Annotated in this window: 23 protein-coding genes and 1 pseudogene; 7 read left to right on the top strand and 17 right to left on the bottom strand. The window is 73.3% G+C overall.

What is annotated here, in order from left to right:
* Positions 1-21: 21 nt before the first annotated feature.
* The 5 genes from ABZW30_RS11410 to ABZW30_RS11390 all read right to left on the bottom strand — a co-directional run bounded on the left by ABZW30_RS11410 (position 22) and on the right by ABZW30_RS11390 (position 4,285).
* Positions 22-258 (bottom strand): hypothetical protein, encoded by a 237-nt coding sequence (locus ABZW30_RS11410; RefSeq protein WP_355670835.1) that lies wholly within the window; start codon positions 256-258, stop codon positions 22-24.
* Between the two features lie 84 nt (positions 259-342).
* On the bottom strand, positions 343-900 hold the full coding sequence (locus tag ABZW30_RS11405) for a L,D-transpeptidase family protein (RefSeq protein WP_355670834.1): 558 nt from the start codon (positions 898-900) through the stop codon (positions 343-345).
* Positions 901-1,153: 253 nt separating this feature from the next.
* Positions 1,154-1,933 carry a hypothetical protein gene (locus tag ABZW30_RS11400; protein WP_355670833.1) on the bottom strand — a complete coding sequence of 260 codons (780 nt, stop codon included), beginning with the start codon at positions 1,931-1,933 and terminating at the stop codon, positions 1,154-1,156.
* Positions 1,920-2,444, bottom strand: a complete 525-nt coding sequence (locus ABZW30_RS11395) for a SigE family RNA polymerase sigma factor (RefSeq protein WP_355670832.1) — start codon at positions 2,442-2,444, stop codon at positions 1,920-1,922. Before ABZW30_RS11395 ends, ABZW30_RS11400 begins: the two co-directional genes overlap by 14 nt.
* A 380-nt stretch (positions 2,445-2,824) precedes the next feature.
* Entirely contained in the window at positions 2,825-4,285 is a 1,461-nt protein-coding gene (locus tag ABZW30_RS11390) for a M1 family metallopeptidase (protein WP_355670879.1), read from the bottom strand.
* Positions 4,286-4,691: 406 nt separating this feature from the next.
* On the opposite strand from ABZW30_RS11390, the gene ABZW30_RS11385 reads away from it, so the two are divergent.
* Positions 4,692-5,597, top strand: coding sequence for a carbohydrate kinase (locus tag ABZW30_RS11385; RefSeq protein ID WP_355670831.1), 906 nt, complete (start codon positions 4,692-4,694; stop codon positions 5,595-5,597).
* Positions 5,598-5,626: 29 nt separating this feature from the next.
* Here the strand turns inward: ABZW30_RS11385 and ABZW30_RS11380 are convergent, their stop codons facing one another.
* Entirely contained in the window at positions 5,627-6,157 is a 531-nt protein-coding gene (locus ABZW30_RS11380) for a GNAT family N-acetyltransferase (RefSeq protein ID WP_355670830.1), read from the bottom strand.
* A 263-nt stretch (positions 6,158-6,420) separates the two neighbouring features.
* On the opposite strand from ABZW30_RS11380, the gene ABZW30_RS11375 reads away from it, so the two are divergent.
* Entirely contained in the window at positions 6,421-7,332 is a 912-nt protein-coding gene (locus ABZW30_RS11375; protein ID WP_355670829.1) for a polysaccharide deacetylase family protein, read from the top strand.
* A gap of 21 nt (positions 7,333-7,353) precedes the next feature.
* On the opposite strand, the gene ABZW30_RS11370 is transcribed toward ABZW30_RS11375, so the two are convergent.
* From ABZW30_RS11370 to ABZW30_RS11345, 6 genes and pseudogenes are all read right to left on the bottom strand, one after another.
* Positions 7,354-7,785, bottom strand: a complete 432-nt coding sequence (locus ABZW30_RS11370) for a YchJ family metal-binding protein (RefSeq protein ID WP_355670828.1) — start codon at positions 7,783-7,785, stop codon at positions 7,354-7,356.
* A gap of 78 nt (positions 7,786-7,863) precedes the next feature.
* Positions 7,864-8,520 carry an NAD(P)-binding domain-containing protein gene (locus tag ABZW30_RS11365; protein WP_355670827.1) on the bottom strand — a complete coding sequence of 219 codons (657 nt, stop codon included), beginning with the start codon at positions 8,518-8,520 and terminating at the stop codon, positions 7,864-7,866.
* Positions 8,521-8,612: 92 nt separating this feature from the next.
* The gene (locus ABZW30_RS11360) at positions 8,613-8,957 is read right to left on the bottom strand and encodes a hypothetical protein (protein ID WP_355670826.1); all 345 of its coding nucleotides are present in this window, start codon (positions 8,955-8,957) and stop codon (positions 8,613-8,615) included.
* A 72-nt stretch (positions 8,958-9,029) separates the two neighbouring features.
* A complete protein-coding gene (locus tag ABZW30_RS11355; protein WP_355670825.1) occupies positions 9,030-9,815 on the bottom strand; it encodes an FAD-dependent monooxygenase in 786 nt (261 codons plus the stop codon).
* Between the two features lie 289 nt (positions 9,816-10,104).
* Positions 10,105-10,575 (bottom strand): annotated as a pseudogene (locus tag ABZW30_RS11350) (FAD-dependent monooxygenase); the annotation flags it as partial.
* 27 nt (positions 10,576-10,602) lie between these two features.
* Entirely contained in the window at positions 10,603-11,217 is a 615-nt protein-coding gene (locus tag ABZW30_RS11345; protein WP_355670824.1) for a TetR family transcriptional regulator, read from the bottom strand.
* A 203-nt stretch (positions 11,218-11,420) separates the two neighbouring features.
* On the opposite strand from ABZW30_RS11345, the gene ABZW30_RS11340 reads away from it, so the two are divergent.
* Positions 11,421-11,825, top strand: a complete 405-nt coding sequence (locus tag ABZW30_RS11340) for a hypothetical protein (protein ID WP_355670823.1) — start codon at positions 11,421-11,423, stop codon at positions 11,823-11,825.
* A gap of 74 nt (positions 11,826-11,899) precedes the next feature.
* Here the strand turns inward: ABZW30_RS11340 and ABZW30_RS11335 are convergent, their stop codons facing one another.
* Positions 11,900-13,522: a cytochrome bc complex cytochrome b subunit gene (locus tag ABZW30_RS11335; RefSeq protein WP_355670878.1), complete on the bottom strand. Its 1,623-nt coding sequence runs from the start codon at positions 13,520-13,522 to the stop codon at positions 11,900-11,902.
* A gap of 407 nt (positions 13,523-13,929) precedes the next feature.
* Here ABZW30_RS11335 and ABZW30_RS11330 point away from each other — a divergent pair, with 407 nt between their 5' ends.
* The 3 genes from ABZW30_RS11330 to efeB all read left to right on the top strand — a co-directional run bounded on the left by ABZW30_RS11330 (position 13,930) and on the right by efeB (position 17,890).
* Positions 13,930-14,247, top strand: coding sequence for a hypothetical protein (locus tag ABZW30_RS11330; RefSeq protein WP_355670822.1), 318 nt, complete (start codon positions 13,930-13,932; stop codon positions 14,245-14,247).
* A gap of 239 nt (positions 14,248-14,486) precedes the next feature.
* A complete protein-coding gene (gene efeU, locus ABZW30_RS11325) occupies positions 14,487-16,565 on the top strand; it encodes an iron uptake transporter permease EfeU (protein WP_355670821.1) in 2,079 nt (692 codons plus the stop codon).
* Positions 16,565-17,890 carry an iron uptake transporter deferrochelatase/peroxidase subunit gene (gene efeB, locus ABZW30_RS11320; protein ID WP_355670820.1) on the top strand — a complete coding sequence of 442 codons (1,326 nt, stop codon included), beginning with the start codon at positions 16,565-16,567 and terminating at the stop codon, positions 17,888-17,890. The genes efeU and efeB overlap by 1 nt, the downstream gene beginning before the upstream one ends.
* Before the next feature lie 102 nt (positions 17,891-17,992).
* Here the strand turns inward: efeB and ABZW30_RS11315 are convergent, their stop codons facing one another.
* Both ABZW30_RS11315 and ABZW30_RS11310 read right to left on the bottom strand, forming a co-directional pair.
* Positions 17,993-19,378, bottom strand: coding sequence for an ATP-binding protein (locus ABZW30_RS11315; protein WP_355670819.1), 1,386 nt, complete (start codon positions 19,376-19,378; stop codon positions 17,993-17,995).
* Positions 19,375-20,055, bottom strand: coding sequence for a response regulator transcription factor (locus tag ABZW30_RS11310; RefSeq protein WP_355670818.1), 681 nt, complete (start codon positions 20,053-20,055; stop codon positions 19,375-19,377). Before ABZW30_RS11310 ends, ABZW30_RS11315 begins: the two co-directional genes overlap by 4 nt.
* 163 nt (positions 20,056-20,218) lie before the next feature.
* On the opposite strand from ABZW30_RS11310, the gene ABZW30_RS11305 reads away from it, so the two are divergent.
* Entirely contained in the window at positions 20,219-21,682 is a 1,464-nt protein-coding gene (locus ABZW30_RS11305; protein ID WP_355670817.1) for a glutamate synthase subunit beta, read from the top strand.
* 69 nt (positions 21,683-21,751) lie between these two features.
* On the opposite strand, the gene ABZW30_RS11300 is transcribed toward ABZW30_RS11305, so the two are convergent.
* Entirely contained in the window at positions 21,752-22,318 is a 567-nt protein-coding gene (locus tag ABZW30_RS11300) for a hypothetical protein (protein ID WP_355670816.1), read from the bottom strand.
* A 215-nt stretch (positions 22,319-22,533) separates the two neighbouring features.
* Positions 22,534-24,000, bottom strand: coding sequence for a hypothetical protein (locus ABZW30_RS11295; RefSeq protein ID WP_355670815.1), 1,467 nt, complete (start codon positions 23,998-24,000; stop codon positions 22,534-22,536).
* Positions 24,001-24,279: the final 279 nt, after the last annotated feature.

Here is a 24,279-nt window from a genome sequence, read left to right as displayed (position 1 = left end):
TTGCCTGACCGGCCCCGACTACTACGCGGGCGTGACCGGGACGAGCCCGTCCGCCGACCCGGTCACGAACCCGGTGGGGTGACCGACCACGCCGCCCGCGTCCCCGACCTGCCCGGGCAGCGCGTCCGGCGCGCTGGTCAGCGGAGCAGGCAGGCCCTCCTGACCGCCGATGGCACTGGCGTGCGCACTCGGCGCGGTGAGGGAGGCCACGACACCCACGGCGAGCGAGGCGACGGCGAGCATGCTGCGCTTCTTCATGGCCGGTCCAACGACACTGCGCCACAAGGGTTACGGGTGGTTCCGGATCCACCGGTTCACCCGACTCGCACGGCGCAGGCCCCCTCAGCGCGCCAGCGCTTCGCCGTCCCCCATCACCACCACCGGGTGCAGCGCCGGATCCAGCGCCAGCAGCAGTTCGCGCATGAGGTCCTCGCTCATGCTCACGCAGCCGTGGGTCGGCCCGCCGTGGTCGACGTGCAGCCAGATGCCGCCGCCGTACGCGCCACCGCGCGGGCGGCGCGGGTCGAGTGGGGAGGACCCGGGGACGCGGTTGTAGTCGACGGCGACGACGTAGTCGAAGGACCCGGCGAGCGGCTCGTCCTCGAACCCGGTGCCGGAGATCGAGAAGGCGCCGGAGCGGCTGTACGGCAGCCGGCTGCCCGGGTCGGGCCGGCTGCCGCCCGCGTCGCTGAGGGTGAACACCCCGACGGGGCTACGCAGGTCGTTCGCGTGGTGGTCGGTGGTCCAGCCGCGCAAGGCGTTGCGGGTCGGCCAGGTGGGCCCGGCGAGCCAGCCGTCACCGTCGTTGCGGTAGAGGACGGCGTGACCGGTGGAGGAGTCGGGACCGTCACCGGTGACGACCAGCGCCTGCCGTGCCGCGGGCGGAATCGATTCCGCCAACTTCGCTCCGACACCCGGTAGTCGGCGTGGGAGCTCGGGCGGCGCCGGCCGCGCCGCCACGACCGGTGGCGGGGTGGGGGGCGACGGCGCGGCGGCGGAGGGCGCGGCCCGCGCGTCGAGGGCCGGGCCGGACGGCGGGCCTGCGGGCGCGCAGCCCGTCAGGAGAAGCGCCGCCAACCCCACGAGGGCGTGACGGGGTAGGGACATGGCGAATCCGTTTCGTCGACGAGTGGTCAGGAGGAGGGGTGGAAGGTCAGCGGGCGACCCGGATCGATTCGAGTACCTGCTGCACCTGCTGCAGCGTCCGGTCCGAGGGCACCCGGACACAGGCCGTCAGCTCGATCCGCACGGTGGTGTTCCGGAGGGAGACGCCCCGGTGGCCGACGAGCTCCCGGCTGCCGTTCTGGCTGGCGCAGTCCTTGTCGATTGCGATGTCGACCATGCCCGCGCTCTCCCCGTTGGCCGTCCCGACCGAGTCCGCAAACCCGACCTTCTTCACGGTGAGGAGGGCCCGGTCCGAGGTCAGCGCTCCGATCGGCGGGCAGAAGACGGCCTCCTGGGGACAGGGGACCTTCGTGTCGAACTGCCGGTTGGCCAGGTAGCCGAGGTGGTCGCTCGGGCCGTCCACGCCCGAGACCTGTACGTACCAGCCCGGCGGCAGGGCCGCGGTGAGACCTTCGGCCTGCGGGAAGCGCACGAGGCTCCCGGCCTGCGTGGGCGAGACGGACGGCGTCGGCGCGTTCGAGGGCGAAGAGGTGCCCGCCGGGCGCTCCGCTGCCGGCCCGACCGCGCCCCGGTCCGGCGCCGGGGCGATCGCCGGCGCGGCGGCCAGCACAGCGGCGAGCAGCCCGCCGGTGAGGCCGAGTCCGAGCCCGGTGGCCCGCCGCCGTCGCCTGCTCCGGTCGGCGCGTTCGAGCACCCGCTCCATCCGGTCCTCCGGCGTGGCCAGGGCGGGGACGGCCCGGTGCAGCAGGACGCGCAGCTCCTCCTCCTCGGTCTCCCGGCCGCCGCGCCTCGGTTCAGACCAGCTCACGGCTTCCCCCGTCCAGCAGCAGTTCCCGGGCCGGGAGCCGTCCGCGCAGGGAGGCCAGGGCCCGGTGCGTCTGGCTCTTCACCGTGCCGGTGGTGCAGCGCAGCACCTCGGCGGTCTCCTCCACACTGAGGTCCTCGAAGAAGCGCAGCACCACCACGGCGCGCTGACGCGGCGGCAGTGCCCGGACCGCCTCGGCGACCACCTGGCCGAGCACCACCCCCTCGAAGGGGTCGGCGGCCGCCGGCGGCGGCTCCGGCAGTTCGCCGTGCGGTAGTTCCCCGGTCCAGCGCCGCCGCCACCAGGAGACGTGGCAGTTGACCAGCACCTTCCGCAGATAGGCCTCGGGCCGGTCGGGCGCGATCCGCTCCCAGCGGGGCCAGACCTTGGCCAGCGCGGTCTGCAGCAGGTCCTCGGCCTGGTGCGGGTCGCCGGTCAGCAGCCAGGCCGTGCGCAACAGTTTCGGACTGCAGGCGGCGACGAACTCTGCGAAGTCCGGTGTTGCGTCCCTCATCCTGCTGCCGTCCCCGCCATGGTCCCCGCACCGTTCCTGTCAGCCGTGGCGGCCGGTTGGGCCGCGTCCTCGATGGTGTCGTTCTCACGGCTGCTGAACGCGGTGGGCGGCGGTGCGGGTTGCCTGCATACGGCGGATATTTTCTCACGGCGGGCAGACGGGCGGACGGGCAGGCGGGCAGGGTGGGCAGGCGCGAGGGTGGCGGGCCGCAGACCTTGGACGGCCCGCGAGCCGGCCGGGACTCGGCCGGGCGGCGGGCGGGCCGTGGGAACCACCATGGCCCGCCCGGCCCCGACCGGTCAGGGGCGCGCGGGGAGCGCCCGGACGCACTTCCCCGCGCGACCGGGCGGGCGAAAGCCATCAGACCGTTCGAAAGCAGATCAGAGCGTCCCCGACCCCTGCGCCGCCTCGGTTTCGAGCCGCCGGGCGGCGGCGGGCGGCGTCGAGGACACCGGTCCCACCGTCCAGTCCGGGTGCCCCGGCATCGGCGGCGTACGCAGCCCGTACAGCCAATCGGTGAGGAACCCGCCGAGGTCCTGCCCCGACACCGCGGAGGCCGTGCGGACGTAGTCCTCGGTGGTCGCGGTGCCGTACCGGTGCTCGCGCAGGAAGGTGCGCTCGATCCGGTCGAAGGTGTCCGCGCCGACCTTCTCCCGCAGCGCGAACAGCACCAGCGCGCCGCCGGTGTAGCGCTGGTTGTCGAAGAGGTGGTCGGCGGTGGGGGAGGCGACCGCCCCGGCGTCGTGCCGCCACTGGTCTCCGAGGCCGTACAGGTAGCGCATCCGGTCCGCCAGGGTGGTGTAGCCCCAGGCGTCCGGCCAGCCGCGCTCGTAGCGGTAGGTGAGGCCGTAGAAGTCGGCGTGCCCCTCGTTGAGCCACAGGTCGGCCCAGGTCGCGGGGGAGACGCTGTCGCCGAACCAGGAGTGCACCAGCTCGTGCATCATGTGCGAGCCGATCGCCGACTCGCTCTGGCGCAGGAAGTTCGGCTTGTAGAGGGTGAGGGTCTGGGTTTCCAGGCCGGTGAAGGCGAAGGCCGCCGGGTCGTCGGTGTTGGCGGGCATCAGGCCGTAGGACTCGAACGGGAACGCTCCCAAGTGCTGTTCGGCCCAGCTGAGTTGGTCGGCAGTGAGGTTCAGGGCCGGTTCCAGCCCGGCGGCTCGGGCGGTCGGGACGACATCGCGCAGCGGCAGCCCGTGCGGGCCGGTGCGCTCCCGGACGGTGTAGTCGCCGACCGAGACCTGGACCAGCTCGGTGGCCATCGGCTCGCGGGAGACGTACCGCCGGGTGGTACGGCCGTCGCCCAGCCGCTCGGTATCCGCCAACTCCCCGTTGGCCACGCCCAGCAGGCTGTCCGGCGCGGTCACCGCGATGGTGAAGCGGGCCTTGTCGCTGGGGTGGTCATTGCACGGGAACACGGTGTGGGCGGTGGCCGGCTGGCCGGCCACCGCGAAGCCGTCCGGGGTCGGGACCCAGCCGGTGTGCGGCAGCTTGGCGCGAGGGTCGGCCGTGTACTCGACGGTCAGCCGCACGGTGGTGCCGCGGGGCAGCCGCTTCGCCGGGGTGACGGTCAGCTTCTCGTCGTGGGTGGTGAACTCGGCCGGCCGCCCGTCGACCCGGACGGCCCGCACCTTCAGGCCGAGCGCGTCCAGCGACAGGTCGGCGAGCGTCCGGGACGTCCGGGCGGTGATCACCGCGGTGGCGTCCACCGTGCGGGTGTCGGCCCGGTACTCGAACGCGAGGTCGTACGCGAGCGCCCGGTAGCCGGTGTTGCCGAGCGAGGGGAAGACCGGATCGCCCAGCCCGTCCGCGGCGGTGGCCGACGGGACACTGGCGGACAGCAGCGCCGCGCTGAGCGCGAGCGTCAGGGCGAGACCGGCACGGGGCCTGAGCAGGGTGATCACCGCACTTCGGGAGCCGAACGATCGGGGCCGTGCAGCGGTACGCGCGCGACGCACCGGACACGGATGCTAGTGGACCGTCCGGCCCGCGCGGCCGGGACCGGCCCGGATCGTGACGCCACCCGGACATCCCCCGGACGGCTCAGCGCGATGGCGGGGCGCCCGGACGGGGTCTAGCGTTCGAAGTGCTCCGCCCCCTGACGGACGGGGCCACGGCCGTCGGAGAACCTGGCCAGGTCCGGCGGCCGTACTCCATGCCCTGGCGGCTCCCGGAAGCACCCCGTAGGCGGCCGCACCCCTTAGGCTGGCGCCCGAGACGACGCCCGCGTACCGGATGCCAGGAGCCGCAGTGACCAGCCCTGATTCACACGTTCTGGTGATCGGCGAGTGCGTCGCCGACATCGTCCGCACGGACGGGGCCCCGGACGTCGTGCACCCCGGCGGAAGTCCCGCGAACCTCGCCTACGGCCTGGCCCGGCTGGGCCGGCCCGCCGCGCTGCTCACCGAACTGGGGGCGGACGACAACGGGCGGCTGATCCGCGAACACCTGGAGTCCGTCGGGGTGGAGGTCCGGGCCGCCGAGGTGGCGCGGACGCCCTCGGCGGTGGTCCGGCTGGACGGGCAGGGGCGGGCGCGGTACACCTTCGACATCGGCTGGACCCTCCCGCGGACCGACCTCGCCACCGCCCCCGGGGCGATCCACCTCGGCTCGATCGGCGCGGTCACCGAACCGGGCGCGGCCTCGGTGCTGGCCCTGGTGGAACGGTGGCGCGGCCGGGCGCAGGTCAGCTACGACCCGAACGTGCGCCCCGCGCTGATGGGCGAGCGGGCGGAGGCCGTCCGCCGGGTCGAGCGCTGCGTGGCGCTGAGCGACCTGGTCAAGGCCAGCGACGAGGACCTGGCCTGGCTCTACCCGGGCGAGCCCGCGGAGGCCGCCGCCGAGCGCTGGCTCACCCTCGGTCCCGCCCTGGTCGCCGTCACCCTCGGCGCCGAGGGCGCCTTCGCCCTCAGCTCCGACGGCGGCCGCGAGCAGGCGCCGGCCGTCCCGGTCCCGGTCGCGGACACCGTCGGCGCCGGGGACTCCTTCATGGCCGCCCTCCTGCACGCCCGCGCCTGCGGCACCGACCTGGCCGGCTGCCTCGCCCAGGCCGTAACGGCCGCCGCCCTCACCGTCTCCCGCCCCGGCGCCAACCCGCCCTCGGCCGCCGAACTGGAGGCGGCCCTGGACTGCTGCTCGGAGGCGGGTGCGCGGTAGGCCCGGCCGTCGGTGAGGAGTCAACTCGGCTACTGCACAGCCACGGTGAGGTCCTTGCCGTACCAGACCTGGGCGTACGGCCCGCTGTTGTAGGCGGGGATCTCCCGGTAGCCGTTCCGCAGGTACAGCGCGCGGGCTTCGACCAGGTCGAGGCGGGTGTCGAGGATGATCCGGCCGGCGCCCATGGTGCGGGCGGCCTCGTCGACGGCGGCGAGGAGGCGGGCGCCGCCGCCGGTGCCGCGGACGGTGGCGCGGACGAAGACGCGGGTGAGCTCCACCGTGGTGGCGTCGTAACGGCGCAGGCCGGCGCAGGAGTGGGCGGTGCCGTTGTAGCGGCCGAGCAGGAAGAGGCCGGTCGGCGCGGCGAGGTCGTCGCTGGGGGAGTGGGCGAGGCCGGTCTCCAGCTCCTCCGGGGTGCAATCCCGGCCGAGGTGGAGGCGGTAGTAGCGGTTGGCCACGTCGTAGTAGTACTCGCGCAGCAGCTCCAGGGCCTCGGGTGTGGTCACGTCGGCCGTGGCGACGGCCCAGAGGTCGGGGCGGCGGGGCGCGTTGTTCGTCATGCGCGCATGATCCGTTCCCGGTCGCCGGCGCCGCAAAGGGTTTTCGTCCCGGGTCCGGCTGCTTCGGCAAAGGAACGGCAAGGCGACCGGTGCGCCGTTGCCCCGGACGGGTGATGGGGGGATTGGCGGTGGTGCGCGACGGGGGAGCACTTGCAGCTATGAACGGACCATCAGTTTGTCGCACTAGCGCAGGTCTGAGGGGGAGTCAGGGGAAGCGGGGCGGTGCGCGGGCCGGCCTGCTGGCCGCCGTCTGCCTCTCCGCCGTGGTCGCCGGCTGCGCCGGGCCCGCCGCCCCCGCCCAGCCGAAGGCGGCCCCGGCCGGGGCGGGTTCGGTACCCGCTGCCGGAGCCGCCACAGCGGGCCGAGGGGCGGCCGGCCCGCCCGCCGCGCCGCACCCGCTGCCGGGGCTGGCCCACCAGGAGGAGGAGACCAGCGGCGAGGTGGTGGCCCGCCGGGAGTCGGTCGCCCGCGCCGCTCTGGAGACCGCACAGCGCTGGGGCCTGGACCGCCCGCCGCTGAAGGCACCGCCCCGCCCGGCGACCAGGGTCGCGCTCACCCCGGTGCAGGGCGTCAAGCTGAAGGACGGCCGCCCGCCCGTGGTGTTCCGGGTGCCGACCGACGACAAGGTGGTCTTCCTGACCGTCGACGACGGCTTTGAGAAGGACCCGGCGTTCTCCAGGATGGCCGGGGAACTGGGGATCCCGCTCAGCGCCTTCCTCTCCGACTACCTCGTCCGCGACAACTACGGCTACTACCGGGACCTGCACAAGCAGGGCGTGGAGATCAACAACCACACGATCAACCACCGCAACCTCAAGGTCCTCGACTACGAGACCCAGCGCCAGGAGATCTGCAACCAGCAGGACCAGCTGGAGCAGCAGATCGGTGTCCGCCCCCGGCTCTTCCGGCCCCCGTACGGCGAGTACAACGACGACACCCTGCGCGCGGCCGCGTCCTGCGGCGTGCAGGCGGTGCCGATGTGGAACGAGGAGGCCTTCCCGGACCACATGGAGTGGCGCTACGACGACCGGAAGCTGCACCCGGGCGACATCATCCTCACCCACTTCCGGGGCACCGCCGACTGGAAGGCCACCATGCCGGACCTGCTGCGCAAGGTGGTCAACGACGTCACCGCGGCCGGCTTCTCGCTGGGCCGCCTGGACGACTACCTGTAGGCGGCACCCGTCGGCGGAGCCTCAGCCGAGCGAGAGGGCGTCCAGGTACACCCAGGCGCCCTCGTGCCGGACGAACCGGCTGTGCTCGGTGAGCACACCCTCCTCGCCACCCTCGGTCCAGTGCGCCCGGAAGGCGACCGTGCCCTCGGCGTGGAAGGCGCCGCCCTCGGTGGTGGAGACCACCTCCAGCCGGGTCCAGCGCAGCGCCGGGTCGAAGTCCACCTCGGCGGGGCGGGTGTCCGGGTGCCAGGTGCGCAGCAGGTAGGCCTCGTCCTGGGCGGCGAAGGCGCTGAACCGGGAGCGCATCAGCGACTCGGCGGTGGTGGCCGCCGCCTGGCCGCGGTGCAGTCGGCCGCAACAGTCGCCGTAGGCGGCGGGCAGGCCGCACGGGCACGGGGAGGAGGGCAGCAGCCGGGGAGCGGCGGTGCGGGGCGCGGAACGACGTCGGGACATGTGGTCCATTGTCCCCCACCGCCGGAACGCTTCCGCCGGGCCCGCCCCCTCGCCGGACGAGGGGGCGGGCCCGCCGGTCTACTTGCCCCGCTGGAAGGAGTAGTTGAACTCGGCGCTGCCGAAGTGGCCCATCATCCGGAGCCAGAACGGCATCATCATCTCGGTCGCCCGGGCGCCGGAGATGTCCCCGAGGTCGACGATCCACTCGGCGGGCCAGCCGAACTCGCCCAGCAGCGCGACCGTCTCGGCCTTGGCGGTCGCGTCGTTCCCGGCGATGAACAGGTTGTGCTCACCGGCCAGCCGGCCCGGGTCGACCATCAGGTCGCAGTTCAGCGTGTTGAGCGCCTTCACCACCCGGGCCCCGGGGAACTCGCGCTGGATCTGCTCGCCGACGCTGTCGGTGTTCACCGGGTCGAGGGTCACCGCGCCGTCGGGGCCGAACACCAGCGGGTTGGAGACGTCGATCAGCAGCTTCCCGGCCAGCTGCTCGGCCCCGGCCGCGCGCAGCGCCGCGAGCGAGACCGTCCCGCCGGTGGCGTTCAGCACCACCTCGCCGAAGGCCGCGGCCTCGGCGAAGGTCCCGGTGTGTCCGTCGGGGCCGGCCTGCTGGGCCCAGGCCAGCCCCTTCTCGTTGTCCTTGCCGCGCGAGCCCAGTGTCACCCGGTGGCCGAGCGAGACCAGCTTGCTGCCCAGGGTCTGCCCGACCGTGCCCGTGCCGATGATTCCGATGCGCACAGTGTCCCCGTCGTTTCGAAGTCGTCCGCTCCTCCTGGAACGGCCGCGACGACGATAGTTGAGTTTTCGTCAGAAGTGCGGGGCCGTCCGGGTCACGTTCCCGCTTCGATGCCGAACATCGCGACCACCAGCGCGGGCATCGGGAGCATCGCGGCCGCCGGCCGCGCTCTGGGCAGCAGATAGGCCACCGGCCACTGGAGGGCGGTCAGGCAGGCCAGGGCGAGCAGTGAGTGGTCCGCCAGCGCCGGCCGGGCGTGGGTCGCGGGGCAGGGGCCCGGCCCGTAACAGGAATCGGTCATCATCTCGGGGAGGCCCCGGAGGACCCCGGCCGGCAACAGCAGGACCAGGTACACCGCGGTGGCGTTCTGCGGCACCGTCCACCACTCGCCGCGGGCGGCAGCGGTCGGGCGGCCGGTGGTGCATGCGAATCGGTTCATGCCGTCCGTGCTCCGGCCGCACCGACCTGCCCCGGCAGAGGTGGTGTACTCAGTCCGCCCGGGTACGGGTACTCAGACGCGCGGCTCGCCGAACCAGGTGCGCAGCGCCCGTTCCAGTCCGGCCTGGTCCGGCTCGCCGGCCGCCGACACCCAGGCGACGTACCCGTCCGGGCGCAGCAGCAGCGCCCCGGCGGGCGGTTCGGCGCACTCCGCCGCCACCACGTCCACCCGGTCTTTCCATCCGGCCGCCCGGTTCGTCAGGCCGAGCGAGCCGCCGGTGAGGTCGAGCAGCAATGCCCGTCCGCCGCGGGTGAGTTCGGCGAGCCGGACCGCGCCGTCGGCGGTGGTCAGCGCGAGTTCCGGGGCGAAGCCGCCGGCTGCGGGGTGCGGGCAGCCGGTGTCGTAGCGGATGTCACTGCCCGCCATCAGGGCGGCGATCCGGGCGAGGTTGTCCTCGTGCGAGAGCAGTTCGCCGACCAGGGCACGCAGCGCGGTGGTCCCGTGGCCGGGGGCCATCAGCGCGATCTGGGCCTGGGAGTGCATGAACACCCGCTCGCCGATCGGGTGGCGCTCGCGGTGGTAGCTGTCCAGTAGGCCGGGCGGGGCCCAGCCTTGGAGCTCGGCGGCCAGCTTCCAGGCGAGGTCGGCGGCGTCCTGCAGGCCGAGGTTGAGGCCGGGTCCGCCGGTCGCGGCGTGCACGTGGGCGGCGTCGCCGACCAATAGGACGCGGCCGTCGCGGTAGCGCTCGGCGAGCCGGGTGTTGTGGCCGACGGTGCGGCGCGGGGTGAACGGTCCTGCGGTACGGGCCGGGGCGAGGGGCAGGTCGGCGCCGGTCACCCGGCGCACGCTGGCGCGCATTTCGTCCAGGGTGAGCGGGGTCCGCTCGTCCACCGGGGGGGCGGCCCCACTCCATGGTGGCGATCATGACGGCGTCAGGGTCGAAGGGGGCGATGACGATCACGCCGTGGTCGGTGCGGGTGTGGGTGTACGTGCGGAACGGGGTCGGGCAGCCGGGCAGCAGCACCTCGCTGTTGTCGGTGGTGCGGAGCCCCTCGGGAGGCAGCACGTGCGCGACGCGGGAGACCGGGTCGGACGAGGTGACGCCGGGGAAGCCGATTCCGGCGAGCTTGCGGACGGTGCTGCGGCCGCCGTCCGCGCCGACCAGGTAGCGGGTGCGCAACTGCCCGGCGCCGTCGGGGCCGTGGACGTCGACGGTCACCCCGGTCGCGTCCTGTCCGAAGTCGGTGACCTCGCAGCCGCGACGCACGGTGATGCCCAGTTCGCGGGCGCGCTCCTCCAGGACCTCCTCGATCCGGTGCTGGGGCACGGGCACGGCGTGCAGCGGGTTCCGGTCGAGCCGGTGCAGTTCCAGCGGGAAGGCGCCGAACACGAAGCGTGGCACGGGCTGCGGTGCGCCCGGGACGCCGCTGAGCTGCCGGTGCAGGCCGCGGTGGTCGAGCAGCCCGAGCACCTGGCCGACCAGGCCGTTGGCCTTCTGTTCGCCCGAGCGCGCGGGCAGCCGGTCCAGCACCACCGGCCGGACCCCGGCCAGCGCCAGTTCGCCGGCCAGGAACAGTCCGACCGGGCCGGCACCGACGATGACGACATCGTTGATCATTTCAGATCCACCTCGGATACGGTGAGTTCACCGGGATGGCGGATCGGGCAGCCCGGCCGCCAGCTGCCGCAGCGCCTCGGCGAACAGCGGCTGGAACGGCACCACCGGGTCGGCGGCCAGGTAGTGCTCGTTGGCGACCTGCAGCGCGGAGAGCGCGGCCGAGGCGACCAGCTTCGGGTAGAGGTCCCGGTCGGCGTCGGTCCCGGTCCGGGCGGCCACCGCCGCCGCCAGCTCGGCCCGGATCGCCGCGCCGCCGCGGAACAACTCGGCCTGGAGCGACGGCTCGCGCAGCAGCAGCCGCACGGCGGCGGTCCATCGCGGGTCGGGCTCGTCGGGCGCGCCGTCGTACGGTGCGACGAGGGCGTGGGCCAGCGCCTCCCACAACGGCTCCTCCGCCGGACGGGCCCGCAGTGCCTCGGTGGCCTGCAGGATCCGGTCGCGGTGCCGGAAGACGATCGCCTCGGCCTTGCTGGAGAAGTAGTTGTTGTAGGTGCGCGGGGACACCCCGGCCGCGGCCGCGATGTCCTCCACTCGGACGTTCTCCAGCCCCCGTTCCACCGCCAGGCACAGCGCCGCCCGGCTCAGTGCCTCCCGCGTCGCGGCCTTCTTCCGTTCCCGTAGACCGGGCCGCCCGTTCGTCATGGGCTCCACTGTCCCGGAAAAACTGCGTGTCACGCAATAGTGCGTGGCGCGCAAGTTTCTCCCCGCCGGACGGGCCATGGCGAGCCGCCCGCCACCTGCGGTTTGTCGCTGGTAGTAGTTGCCTGGTTGCGGAGCGACCCGATCGGGAGCCCATCCCCGCAGGTTTTCCGGCGGGACGACTCGACAGGACTTGAGGAGCGGCCATGGGTGGCAGACAGCGTCCGCCGAGAGCGCGGAGCCCTCGCCAGGGCAGGCCCGCCGACGACGTCGGCGGCCGGGTGAACCCCCGGGTGGAGATCGCCCGGATCGAGGGCTTCCTCGCCTGGGAGGCGGAGGTCGCGGCGGCCGGACGGGACGCCAGGGCCTTCGCCGCGCAGTTCCCCTGGCTGCCGGACGCGGAACGGGAGAGCCTCGAACAGGCCTACGCCGCCGACCGGCTGCGCTACGCCGAGGAGGTGGTGGACCGCGCCGTCGACCGCTGCCGCCGACTGGCCACCCGCTACCGCGCCGAGTGCCGCCGGATCTGCGCCCGCTGGGCGGCGCTCTGCCTCACCGTCACCCTGGCGGCCGCGCTGTTCGCCGTCGTCCCCGCCGCTCTGCGGGGCTGAGCGGCCCAGGACGCGCCGAGGGCCCGCTGTGCCGTTTCCGGCGCAGCGGGCCCTCGCTGACTTCGGTGCGGGGATCAGTGGTGGCCGTGGCCGCTGCTGATCTCCTCGTGCTCCTCGACGGTCGGCTTGGGGATCTGGCTGCCCTCGCCGAAGAAGCCGCGGGACAGCTTGGCGCGGGTGCGGGTCCACAGTCCGGCCTTGCGGGCCACGCCGTTCTCGTCCACCTCGGGCTCCAGGACGACCGGCTCGGGCTGGTCGTGCGCGGTGAGGGTGTACATCCGGCCCTGCGGCAGCGGTGCGTGCACCTCGATGTACTCACCGTGCTGCAGCCGCTGGATGACACCGGTCTCCCGGCCGTGCAGCACCTTCTCCTTGTCCCGCCGCTGCAGGCCCAGGCACCACCGCTTGGTGATCACGAAGACGACCACCGGTACGGCGAAGAAGCCGGCCCGCACGAAGTAGGTGATCGTGTTGATCGACAGGCGGAAGTGGGTGGCGAGCAGGTCGTTGCCGCCACCGGCCAGCAGCACCAGGTACAGGCCCATCCAGGCCGCGCCGTAAGCCGTGCGGACCGGGGCGTTGCGCGGGCGGTCGGCCATGTGGTGCTCGCCGCGGTCCCCGGTGACCCAGGCTTCGATGAACGGGTAGCCCCAGAGGAGCACCAGCACGGTCGGGAAGATGATCAGCGGGATGAACACCCCGAGGTTCAGGGTGTGGCCGCCCCAGACGCTGATCTCCCAGCCGGGCATGACGCGGATCAGGCCCTCGGAGAAGCCCATGTACCAGTCCGGCTGGGCGTCCGTGGACACCTGGTCGGGCCGGTACGGGCCGTACGCCCAGATCGGGTTGACCGTGGCGATCGCCGCCATGAACGCGACCACCCCGAAGACCAGGAAGAAGAAGCCGCCCGCCTTGGCCATGTAGACCGGCATCAGCGGCATGCCGACCACGTTCTTGTTGGTGCGGCCGGGTCCGGCGAACTGGGTGTGCTTGTGGTAGAAGACCAGGATCAGGTGCGCCGCGAGCAGGCCCACCATGATTCCCGGGATCAGCAGGATGTGCACGGTGAACAGCCGCGGCACGATGAGGACGCCCGGGAACTGCCCGCCGAACATGAACATCTGGATGTACGTGCCGACGATCGGCACGGCCAGGATCGCGCCCTCCATGAACCGGATGCCGGTGCCGGAGAGCAGGTCGTCCGGCAGCGAGTAGCCCATGAAGCCGTCGAACATGCCGAGGAACAGCAGCAGCGCGCCGAAGACCCAGTTGATCTCGCGCGGCTTGCGGAACGCGCCGGTGAAGAAGACACGCATCATGTGCGTCAGCATCGCGGCGACGAACACGATCGCCGACCAGTGGTGGATCTGGCGGATCAGCAGGCCGCCGCGGATGTCGAAGCTGATGTCGATGGTCGAGGCGTAGGCCTGGGACATCTGGATGCCCCTGAGCGGGACGTAGGAGCCCTCGTAGACGACCTCGCCCATGCTCGGCTGGAAGAACAAGGTCAGCCAGACGCCGGTCAGGATGATGATGACGAAGGTGTAGAGCGCGATCTCGCCCAGCATGAAGGACCAGTGGTCGGGGAAGATCTTGCGCAGGTTGGACTTGGCCAGGGAGTAGATGCCGAGCCGGCCGTCGGTCCAGTCGGCCAGGGCCTCGGCCTTGTTGGCGGGCTTGGCGCGCGTGCTGGTCACCGGTCCCGGCTGCGACTGCTGGTCGGCTCTCACGACGGGCTCCCCGGCATTCCCGGCGTGCCGTGGTGGAGGCCCGCCGGCGGGAGCCCCGCCCGGCGAAGTGTTGTGATCATGGGACCTCTCGATACGGGCCCGCCGGTCGGACCGGCGCGCGGACCAGGTGTTCCGCTGGACCCGTTGCTCAGGGTGATGGAGCGCTTACTCTGTCATGCTGTCGGCAGGGGGCCGACTGTGCACGTCCATCGGTCCGTCCGGCCGCTCGTGTCGGGCCGGACGGGGGTTCCTGACGCCCGATCGGCTGGCCCCGGTCGGCCCAGCGGGCGTCGATGCTGCGCCCGGGTGCAGCTGAACCGTTTCGGCGCGCGCCGCGTCCGGGAGTCGCGCGGGCCGGGGCCTACGCTGCGCCAATGGTGGATCACCGTGAACTCTTCGAGGACGTCACCGAGGCCCTGGCCCGCGCCGGGTTCGACACCGGGTCGGGCCCCTCACCGCTGTCGATCGGCCACCACCCCGAGGGCGTGGTACTCGGCTGGTCGCCGGGTGTCGCGCCGGACGGGCCGCCCTCCGGGGAGGCGCGAGCGGCGGTGAGCGGCGCGGCCGCGCTCGTCCTGCGCGAGCGCGGCTTCCTGGTCGCCGAGACGGGGGAGGGGGAACTGCTGGTGCGCTGCGCCGAACCGGTGACGGTCCCTCCGGAGCCGGAGGCGCCCGAGCAGTGGTGGGGGTGACGCCGGTCTCCCTCTGCCCCTGTGACCGGCAGAGTTGACGGTCGCATGGACGTTCCCATACCGAACCCTTACCGGAAGCAGGGGTGCGGTTGACCATGACGGCTCTAAGGTTTGCCTAAGCTAAGCGAAGCGCCCCGGACCTCGGTGTCCGGGGCGTTCGCCGTGCCGTTCCGCCGTCACCACGGCGGCGCGCCGAGGACAGGTACAACCCGGGGCGGCCCGGGGGAGGAGCCCGCTGCATGTGGGATGAGGCGTTTCCCAGCTTTCTGATCGGGCTACGCGAAGGCCTGGAAGCGGGCCTGATCGTGTCGATCCTGGTCGCCACTCTGGTGAGGGCCGGTCAGAAGGGCCGACTGCCCCAGGTGTGGACGGGCGTCGCGGCGGCCGTCGCCCTCAGCCTCAGCTTCGGCGCGGTGCTCACCTTCACCGCCGCCAACCTCTCCGGCCACGCCCAGGAGGCGTTCGGCGGGGTGCTGAGCCTGATCGCGGTCGGCTTCGTCACCGCGATGGTGTTCTGGATGCGCCGCTCGGCGCGCACCCTCTCCGCCGACCTGAAGGAGAAGGTCCAGGCCTCGCTGGCGATGGGCGCCGGCGCGCTGGTGCTCACCAGCTTCCTCGCGGTCGCCCGCGAGGGCCTGGAGACCTCGCTCTTCCTGTGGACCAACGTCCGCACCGCCGGGGAGTCCACCGGCCCGCTGATCGGCGCCGCCGTCGGCCTGCTGCTCTCCACCGGCATGTGCTGGGGCCTGTACCGCCGGGCGCTGAAGATGAACCTCACCCGGTTCTTCACCATCACCGGGGCTGGTCTGATCATCGTCGCGGCGGGCGTGCTCGGCTACGGCCTGCGCGACCTGCAGGAGTCCGGGCTGGTCGGCGGTGCCGGCAGCTACGCCTTCGATCTGAGCGGCCACCTGGACGCCTCCTCCTGGTACGCCACGCTGGTCCAGGGCACCCTCAACCTGACCGTCACCATGACGGTCCTCCAGGTCGTCGGCTACATCGCGTACCTGAGCATCGTGATGACCCTGTTCATCGAGGGCATCCGCGGCGGCAAGGCGGCCCCGGCCCCGGCGGCCGCCGAGAAGACCGCGAGTGCCGAGGCCGAGGCGGACGCGGAGCAGACGAAGACGGACGCGGAGCAGGCCGAGCCGGTACGCGCAGGCCGTCCGCGCTGGGTGGTGCCCACCGCGCTGGTCGCCGTCCCGGTCGTGGTGGCCGGCGTCGTGATCGCCGCCGGGGACGGCAAGCAGGACAGCACCGCCACCGTCTCGGTCTCCGAGCAGGAGTGCGGCAAGGGCTTCGCCGACCCGCAGCCGGGCCAGCAGGTGTTCCAGATGCACAACACCGGAGACAAGGTCTCCGAGGTCTACCTGGTCAACCCGGGCACCGGCGCCGTCTACGGCGAGATCGAGGGGCTGGCCCCCGGCACCACCCGCGCGCTGACCGCCACCATCGGGTCCGGCGACTACGCCTGGCGCTGCGTGCCCACCGGCGGGAAGGCCGTCACCTCCGCCGCCGTGCACGTCAGCGGCGGCACCGAGGTCAAGGCCGTCAAGCCGGTCACGGAGGACGACCTCAAGGCCCCGCTGGACAGCTACAAGGACTACGTCGTCAAGGGCCTCGCGACCCTGATGACGCAGACCCAGAAGATCCAGACCGACGTGCACGCCGGCGACCTCAACGCCGCCAAGGCCGACTGGCTCACCGCCCACCTGCAGTACGCCTCGCTCGGCGCCGCCTACGGCACCTTCGCCGACCTCGACAAGAAGATCGACGGCCGCGCCGACGGCTTCGCCGACAAGGCCGGGGACAAGGACTTCACCGGCTTCCTGCGCCTGGAGTACGGCCTCTGGCACGGCCAGTCCGCCGCCGACCTGACGCCGGTCGCCGACGAGCTCGCCCAGAACGTCGCCAAGCTGGTGCACGACTTCCCCACCCAGGACTTCGACCCGGGCGACCTGCCGCTGCGCGCCCACGAGATCCTGGAGAACACCCTGCAGTTCGAGCTGACCGGCGACACCGACATGGGCAGCGGCACCAACCTGGCCACCGCCCAGGCCAATCTGGCCGGCACCCAGGAGCTGCTGACCCTGTTGCAGCCGCTGCTCGACGAGCGCGACCCGCAGGTGCTGGTCCGGGTCAACGCCGGGATGAAGCGGGTCGGCGACCTGGTCGCCGCCGCCCGCACCGCCGACGGCTGGACCCCGCTGGACAAGCTGCCCGCCGACAGCCGGCGCCAGCTGAACGGTGCCACCGGCGAGCTGCTCGAAGACCTCTCGCCCATCCCCGCACTCCTTGAGATCCGGAAGGCCGCCTGATGACCGACCAGACCGCAGCCACCGGGTCCTGCCCCTTCCCGCACGCCGCCCAGGCCGCCCAGGCCGCCGAGCAGGGCGGCTGCCCGGCCGGACCGGCCCGGCGCAGCTTCGTGCGGGCCGCGCTCGGTGCGAGTGCCGGGGCCGCCGTGCTCGCCGGCGGGGGCTTCACCCTCGGCGCCGGCCAGGCCGTCGCCGGGGACAGCCACCAGTCGAAGACCGGGGCCGTCCCGTTCCACGGCGACCACCAGGCCGGCATCACCACCCCGGCCCCGGGCTACGCCGCCTTCATCTCCTGCCAGGTGATCGCCCAGGACCGCAAGGGCCTGGAGGACCTGTTCAAGACCCTGACCGAGCGGATCCGGTTCCTCGCCGCCGGCGGCACCCCGCCGGACCTCGGCGTCGGCGCGCCGCCGTCCGACAGCGGCATCCTCGGCCCGACGGTGCCCACCGACAACCTGACCGTCACGGTCGCCGTCGGCGCCTCGCTGTTCGACGACCGCTACGGGCTGGCCAAGGCCAAGCCGGTCAAGCTGACGCCGATGAAGACCTTCCCCAACGACAACCTGCAGGCCGCCGAACTGCACGGCGACCTCTCGCTGCAGATCTGCGCGGACCGGCAGGACACCGTGCTGCACGCGCTGCGCGACATCACCCGGCACACCCGCGGCGCGCTGCAGATCCTCTGGCGGATCGACGGCTTCCAGAACCAGTCCCGCCCGGACGGCGCCCAGCGCAACCTGCTCGGCTTCAAGGACGGCATCGTCAACCCGGACACCACCTCCTCCCGGGAGATGGACCGGCTGATCTGGGTCACCGACGGGATGGGCGAGCCCGCCTGGGCGACCGGCGGCAGCTACCAGGTGATCCGGATCATCCGGATGCTGATCGAGTTCTGGGACCGCGTCACGCTCACCGAGCAGGAGAAGATGTTCGGCCGCCGCCGCGACACCGGCGCGCCGCTGGACGGCCACCAGGAGACCGACGCGCCGGACTACGGCAAGGACCCGGACGGCAAGGCGATACCGCTCAACGCGCACATCCGCCTCGCCAACCCGCGCACCGCCGACACCGACACCTCGCGCATCCTGCGCCGCGGCTTCAACTACGACCGAGGCATCGACAGGGCCGGCAACCTGGACATGGGCCTGGTGTTCTGCTGCTACCAGCAGGACGTGGTGCGGCAGTTCGAGGCCACCCAGACCCGGCTGATCGACGAGCCGCTGGTGGACTACATATCGCCGACCGGCGGCGGGTACTTCTTCGTCCTGCCGGGCGTGAAGGACGACGCCGACTGGCTCGGGCGAGGGCTGCTGGCCGCCGTCTGATCCCGACGTCGCTGAGGGTGTGTCCGACGATTCCCGCCGGGCGCGAAAGGTCGGACACACCCCGGGGCCCGGTGCTCCGACGCACCGGGCCCGTTCGCGTGGTCAGCCGCCCATGGTGAAGCCGATCACCGCGCCGCCGCCCTCGCGGTTGGCGGCGAAGGCGGTGCCGCCGTGCGACTGGGCCACCTCGGCCACGATGGCCAGGCCGAGGCCCGAACCGGGCAGGCTGCGCGCGGCGGTGGCCCGGTAGAAGCGGTCGAAGACCCGGTCGAGGTCGGCCGCGTCGATGCCCGGGCCCCGGTCGCGCACCTCGACCCGCGGGCCGCACACCACCAGCTCGATCGGGGACGTTCCGGCCGGGTCGAACTTGGCGGCGTTGTCCAGCAGATTGCCCACCGCGCGGGCCAGCGCGTCCGGGCGGGCGGTGACGGTGGTGTCGTCCGCGTCCACGGTGATCTCCCGGTCGCTGCGCCGCCGCGCCTGCACGGCGGCCGCATGGGCCAGCTCCGCCAGCACCACCTCGACCGGTTCCTCGTCCGCCTTGCGGTCCGCGGCGAGCGCCACCAGCTCCTCCACCAGCAGGGTCAACTCCCGTGCCTCCTCGGCGAGATCGGCCATCAGTGCGGCTCGTTCCGCGGGCGGCAGCCGGTCCAGGGCGGGCAGCACCGAGAGGTTGGTACGCAGGCTGGTCAGCGGGGTGCGCAGCTCGTGCCCGGCGTCCTGGACCAGTCGGCGCTGGTTCTCCTTGGCGGTGGCGAGTCGGACCAGCATCCGGTCGAAGGCGCGGCCGAGCCGGCCCACCTCGTCCGTCCCGGCGGCGGGCACCGGGACGTCCAGCCGGCCGCTGGCGGCGACCAGTTCGGCCGCGTCGGTGAGCCGGACCAGCCGACCGCTGATCCGCCGGGCGAGCAGCCAGCCGGCCGCCCCGGCGATCAGTACGACGGCGGCCACCACGGCCACCATCTGCTTGCGCAGTTTTTCCAACAGCTCCTCGATGTCGCCGAGTTGCTGCACGATCTGGACCGCGCCCCGGCCGCCGCCGAGCGATACCACGCCCACCCGGCAGGTGTTGCCGCCGAGGTGGCGTACGTCGGTCAGCGTCCGGGCGGGGGCGTCGGCGCGGGCGAGTTCGCGGTCGGCGGCCGTGGTCGGGAGGTCGAGGTGGGCGGTGCCCGACAGGACGGTCCCGTCGGCGTTCAGCGCCTGAGCGGTGACCCGGATCGGGTGCAGCAGTTGCTCGCTCAGCCCGCTCGGGCCGCTGAAGTCCCCCGGGTTCAGCTTCTCGCGCTCGACCTGGCCGCTCACCGCCCGGACGGCCGAGGTGAAGTCGTCCGTCTCGTCGTCGCGGATCAGGTGGGCGGCGGCGCGGTAGCCGAGCGTGCCGATCACCACCGCGACCAGGGCGGCCATCGCGGCGAAGGCCAGCGCGAGGGTGGTGCGCAGGCCCGGGCGCGGCAGTCGGGGGCGCGGGCGCGCGGGGCCGCTCACGACTCGCGCAGCGTGTAGCCGACGCCGCGGACGGTGTGGATCAGCGGGGCGAGACCGGGGCGGTCGAGCTTGCGGCGAAGGTAGCCGATGAACACCGCGAGGTTCTTGGAGCCGGGGCCGAAGTCGTAGCCCCAGATCCGCTCGTACAGGGTGGTCTGGTCGAGCACGGCGCCGGCGTGCCGGGTCAGCAGCTCCAGCAGGTCGAACTCGGTGCGGGACAGCTCCAGCTCCTCCCCGGCGCGCCAGGCCCGGCGGGCGGGGGGATCGACCCGGAGGTCGGCCACGGTCAGCACGTCCTCGGCGGGACCGGGCGGCCGGCGGCGCAGCAGGGCCCGCAGCCGGGCGAACAGCTCGTCCACGTCGAAGGGTTTGACCAGGTAGTCGTCGGCCCCGGCGTCCAGTCCGGCGATCCGGTCCGGGACCTCGACCCGGGCGGTGAGCATCAGCACCGGGGTGCGGTCGCCGCCCGCGCGCAGTCGGCGGCAGACCTCCAGGCCGTCGGGCTCGGGCATCATCACGTCGAGTACCAGGACGTCCGGGCGCTGCTCGGCGAGAACGGCGAGGGTCTGGGTGCCGTCCGCCGCTATCCGCACCCGGTAGCCCTCCAGCGTCAGGGCGCGGGCGAGCGAGTCGCGGATGGCGCGGTCGTCCTCGGCGATCAGCACGGTGTGGGTCATGGGGAGATTCTCCCTGGTGTGCGCACGGCAGTTGCGGGCGGGGCGCGGGGTTCTTCGGCCGACGGCTTTCCTGTGCTGCTTCCTGGGCGTACGGTGGCCACACGGTGGCGCGCCGCCGGGTGGGCCGCCGGGTCCGTGTCGGCACGCCCTGCCGGAGGCCGCGATGGCAGACCGGATGGCCTTCCTCACCACCCCGCGAGCGGAGCGGGCGCGGCGGGACGCGCAGGAGCGGCTGGGGGACTGGCGGGAGGTGTACCGGCCGGGGGCGCTGCTGCCGGTGGTGGGCGGACAGGCGGCGCGGTGCATGGACTGCGGGCTGCCGTTCTGCCACGCCGCCTGCCCACTGGGGAACCTGGTGCCGGAGTGGAACCGGCTGGTGGCGGAGGATGACTGGCGGGCGGCGGCCGCGCGGCTGCTGGCGACCAACAACTTCCCGGAGTTCACCGGGCGGCTCTGTCCGGCGCCGTGCGAGAGCGCCTGCGTGCTGGCGATCGACGGGGCCGCGGTGGCGATCAAGAACGTCGAGCTGGCGATCGCCGACCGGGCCTGGGAGCAGGGCTGGGACCGCCCGCAGCCGCCCGAGCGGCGGGGCCCGGAGCGGCGGGTCGCGGTGGTCGGTTCGGGGCCGGCCGGGCTGGCCGCCGCCCAGCAGCTGACCCGGGCCGGGCACGCGACCACGGTGTACGAGCGGGCCGACCGCCCGGGTGGCCTGCTGCGCTACGGGATACCGCCGTTCCGGCTGGAGAAGCACCGATTGGAGCGACGGCTCGACCAGCTGCGGGCCGAGGGCACGGCGTTCCGCACCGGGGTGCGGGTGGGGCGGGACGTCACCGGTGAGCAGCTGCGGGCCGGGTACGACGCGGTGGTGGTCGCGGTGGGCGCCGCGGCCTGCCGGGAGTTGGCGGTGCCCGGGCGCGGGATGCCCGGGGTTCACCCGGCGATGGAGTACCTGACCTGGGCGAACCGGGTGGACGAGGGGGACTGCGCGGCCTCGCCGCTGTCCGCGGAGGGGCGGCAGGTGGTGATCGTCGGCGGCGGGGACACCGCGGCCGACTGCCTGGGGACGGCGCTGCGCCAGCGCGCGGCCGCGGTCACCCAGCTGGACATCAACCCGCGCCCGCCGGAGCGCCGCGCGGCCGGGCAGCCCTGGCCGGTCCACCCCAAGGTGTACCGGGAGACCACCTCGCACGAGGAGTCGGAATCGGGTGCCCGGGTGTTCGCGGCGGCCACGGTCGGCTTCGAGCCGGGGCCGGACGGACGGCTGGCGGGCGTGCACTTCGCCGAGGCCGAGCCGGGCGACCGCAGCGCCCGGGCGGGCACCGAGCGGATCCTTCCGGCGCAGCTCGCGCTGCTCGCGCTGGGCTTCACCGGGCCGGAGCCGGACCAGCCGCTGTTCGCCCAACTCGGGCTGGCCGTCGGGCCGGACGGCGCGCTGGAGCGGGACGACGGGTTCGGCACGGGTGTCGACGGCGTGTTCGTCGCGGGGGACGCCGGGCGCGGCCAGTCGCTGATCGTCTGGGCGATCGCCGAGGGGCGGGCGACGGCCGCGGCGGTGGACCGCTATCTGCGCGGTCGTACCGAACTCCCGTCGCCGATCAGCGCCTCGGCGCGGGCGCTCACGCTGTGAGGGCGTGGGCGCCGGCGCCGGACGGTCTTCTGATCGGCTTTCCGACCGGCTTTCTGATCGGCTCTCCGATCAGCCGAGGCCGAGGACGGAGAGCGCGGTGGTCCAGTCGGTGGCGATGGCCTGCTGGGCGGGCACCAGGTCCACCTGGTGGTTGCAGACGGCGCGGTAGAGCTTGTACTCCACGGTGTCCTTGTCGGTGGAGGACTGGCCGCTCGTGCCGGTGGCGTAGCGCGGCTCCGGCCACAGGTTGTTCGGGTCGGTGGGGTTGCCGCCGAGGGAGAGCGGGATGAAGTGGTCCTCCTCGTAGTCCGCCGTGTTGGTGTCCTCGTAGCCGTACTGGGCGATCTGCTGGACCTTCAGGCGGTTGGTGTACGTGCTGGAGGGGCGGATCGAGGTGCTGTAGCCCGGGACGCAGATGGTGGAGTCGATGGTGTCCTGGGTGACGTCCGGGTTGGTGGCGCCGGGGGTGCAGGCCGGGTCGGGCAGCGGGAGGTAGGCCTGCGAGCAGGTCACGTCCAGGGCGGCGCGGGTGTGCGAGGCGGGGGCGGCGGCGTGCGCGGTGCCGGCGGTGGCGAGGGCGGCCGCGGCGAGCACGACGGTCGCGACGGCGGGGGCGATGCGGTGGGCGCGAAGCATGTGGGGAGCTCCCTGACACAGGCTCGGCACGGATGTGCCGGGCGGTGTGTCCATGCCACCACCTGTGGGTCTATGCGGGTAGACAGGGAATGGTGAATAGTTGACAAAGCGTCAGTCAACGACGTCGGGGCAAGTGTTCGCTTGACGCGCCCCCAACAGCTGGGTGTGCGGGTCCTGCCGGCCCCCGGCGTCGGGCTCGACGCCGGGGGCCCGTGTCAGTGGCGCGGCAGGTGGCGGACGAAGACGTCCGGGACCTTGTTGGTGTCGCCCTGGACGAGGGTGCCGTCGTCCGCGCTGAACACCACCGTGGCCCCGTGGGCGTCGACGTACGGGGCGAACGAGGCGCCGGCGCTCTGCGCGCCGTCGCCCGCGATGCTGACCCGCTCGGTGCGGCCGGTCCAAAGGTCGCGCCGGAAGACGTCGGAGACACCGTTGGTGTCGCCCGGCACCAGGTTGGCGGCCGTGGAGTCGAAGTACACCCAGCGGTCGTCCGCGGTCATCCGGCCGTTGTAGGAGTCCCCGGTGGTCTTCGTCCCGGGCAGGCCGACGCTGACCAGGGTCTCGGTGCCCTCCTCCAGGTCGCGGACGTACACCTCGAAGTGCCGCTCCCACCAGTTGTCGCCGTGCTGGACCCAGGTCGAGTAGGTCGCGTACCGGCCGTCCGGGCTGAGCGAGGGGGAGTCCGCCCCGCGCCAGCCGCCCTTCTCGTCCGTGCTGGCCATGGTGGTCTCCTCGGCGCGCAGGTCGCGGACGTACACCGGGTAGAGGTGCGGTTTGAGGATCCCCGGGCGGTCGTCGGTCGTGAAGGCGTCGCGGACGAACTGCTCGTCGGACTCCTGGGCGGCCTCGGCGGTGAGCTTGGCGGCGGCGTCCGGGGAGAGGGCCCCGGGCTTGTCCGGGCTGGTGATGTTGGTCGCCTTGGAGATGAAGGCGACGCTCCCGCCGTCGGCGCTGATCACGGGGGCGGCGGAGGAACCGTTCGCCTCCTTGCCGTCCGCGCCGATGCTGACCAGTCGGTTCTTCCCGGTCCACAGGTCGTGGACGTAGATGTTGGCACCCTGCCAGGTGACCGTGTCCGGGGCCAGGTCGGTGCGGTTGGACTGGAAGGCGAGGTAGCGGCCGTCCCAGCTGAGCGACGGGTGGCCGGAGGACTTGCCGGGCTGCGGCTTGCCCGGATCCTCACCGACGGAGACCAGAGTGGTCTCGCCGGTCCAGCGGTCGTGGACGTAGACGTCGTCGAAGCCGAGGTCGGCGCCGGGCACCAGGTTGGTGGCGTCGGAGCTGAAGGCGACGTAGCGGCCGTTGCCGCTGATGGTGGCCTCGAAGGAGGCCCCGTTGGCCTGGGCGCCGTGCGGGCCGGTGTCGACCCGCTCGGTGCGGCCGGTCCGCAGGTCGCGGACGAAGACGTCGGACTTGCCGTTGGTGTCGCCGGGCACCAGGTTGGTGGCGTTCGAGGTGAAGACGGCGTACCGGCCGTCGGCGCTCAGACCGGCGGCGAGTGAGGCGCCGTCGGGCTGTGCCTGGCCGAGGCCGACGGACACCCGCTCGGTGTCGGACTTCCGGTGCGGGTCTGCCTGGGCGGCCTGTGTGGTGGTGAGCGCGAGTGCGGCGGCCGCGCCGAGTGCGCAGACGGCGCGCAGTGGGCGCCGCGACGGGCGGGCGGTGGTGCGTGTGCGGGTCATCTGGTCCCTCCCCTGGGAACGGCCGACCGCGTCCGCGTCGACGGCGACGCCCGGTGGCGTCGAGGACTGGTGGCGTCGAGGACTGGTTGCGTCGAACTCCCCGGCGGTCGGCTCGGGGTGAGCCAACCTCCGGGCGGTGTGGATGGTCAACGGCGGTGGGCCGGGAGGGGCGCATTCGCGTCAGGCGGCTCGTCGGCCGGATCGGGTACGGGCGGCCTTCGCGGTCCGGGCCGCGGTGGTGGGGTGACGGGGCGGCGGGGCTGGTCGGCGGGGCGCGGT

It is taken from the genome of Kitasatospora sp. NPDC004669 (assembly GCF_040609455.1).
Taxonomy (GTDB): domain Bacteria; phylum Actinomycetota; class Actinomycetes; order Streptomycetales; family Streptomycetaceae; genus Kitasatospora.
The sequence above is the reverse complement of the archived record's forward strand: the minus strand, read 5'-3'. Positions and strand labels throughout refer to the sequence as shown.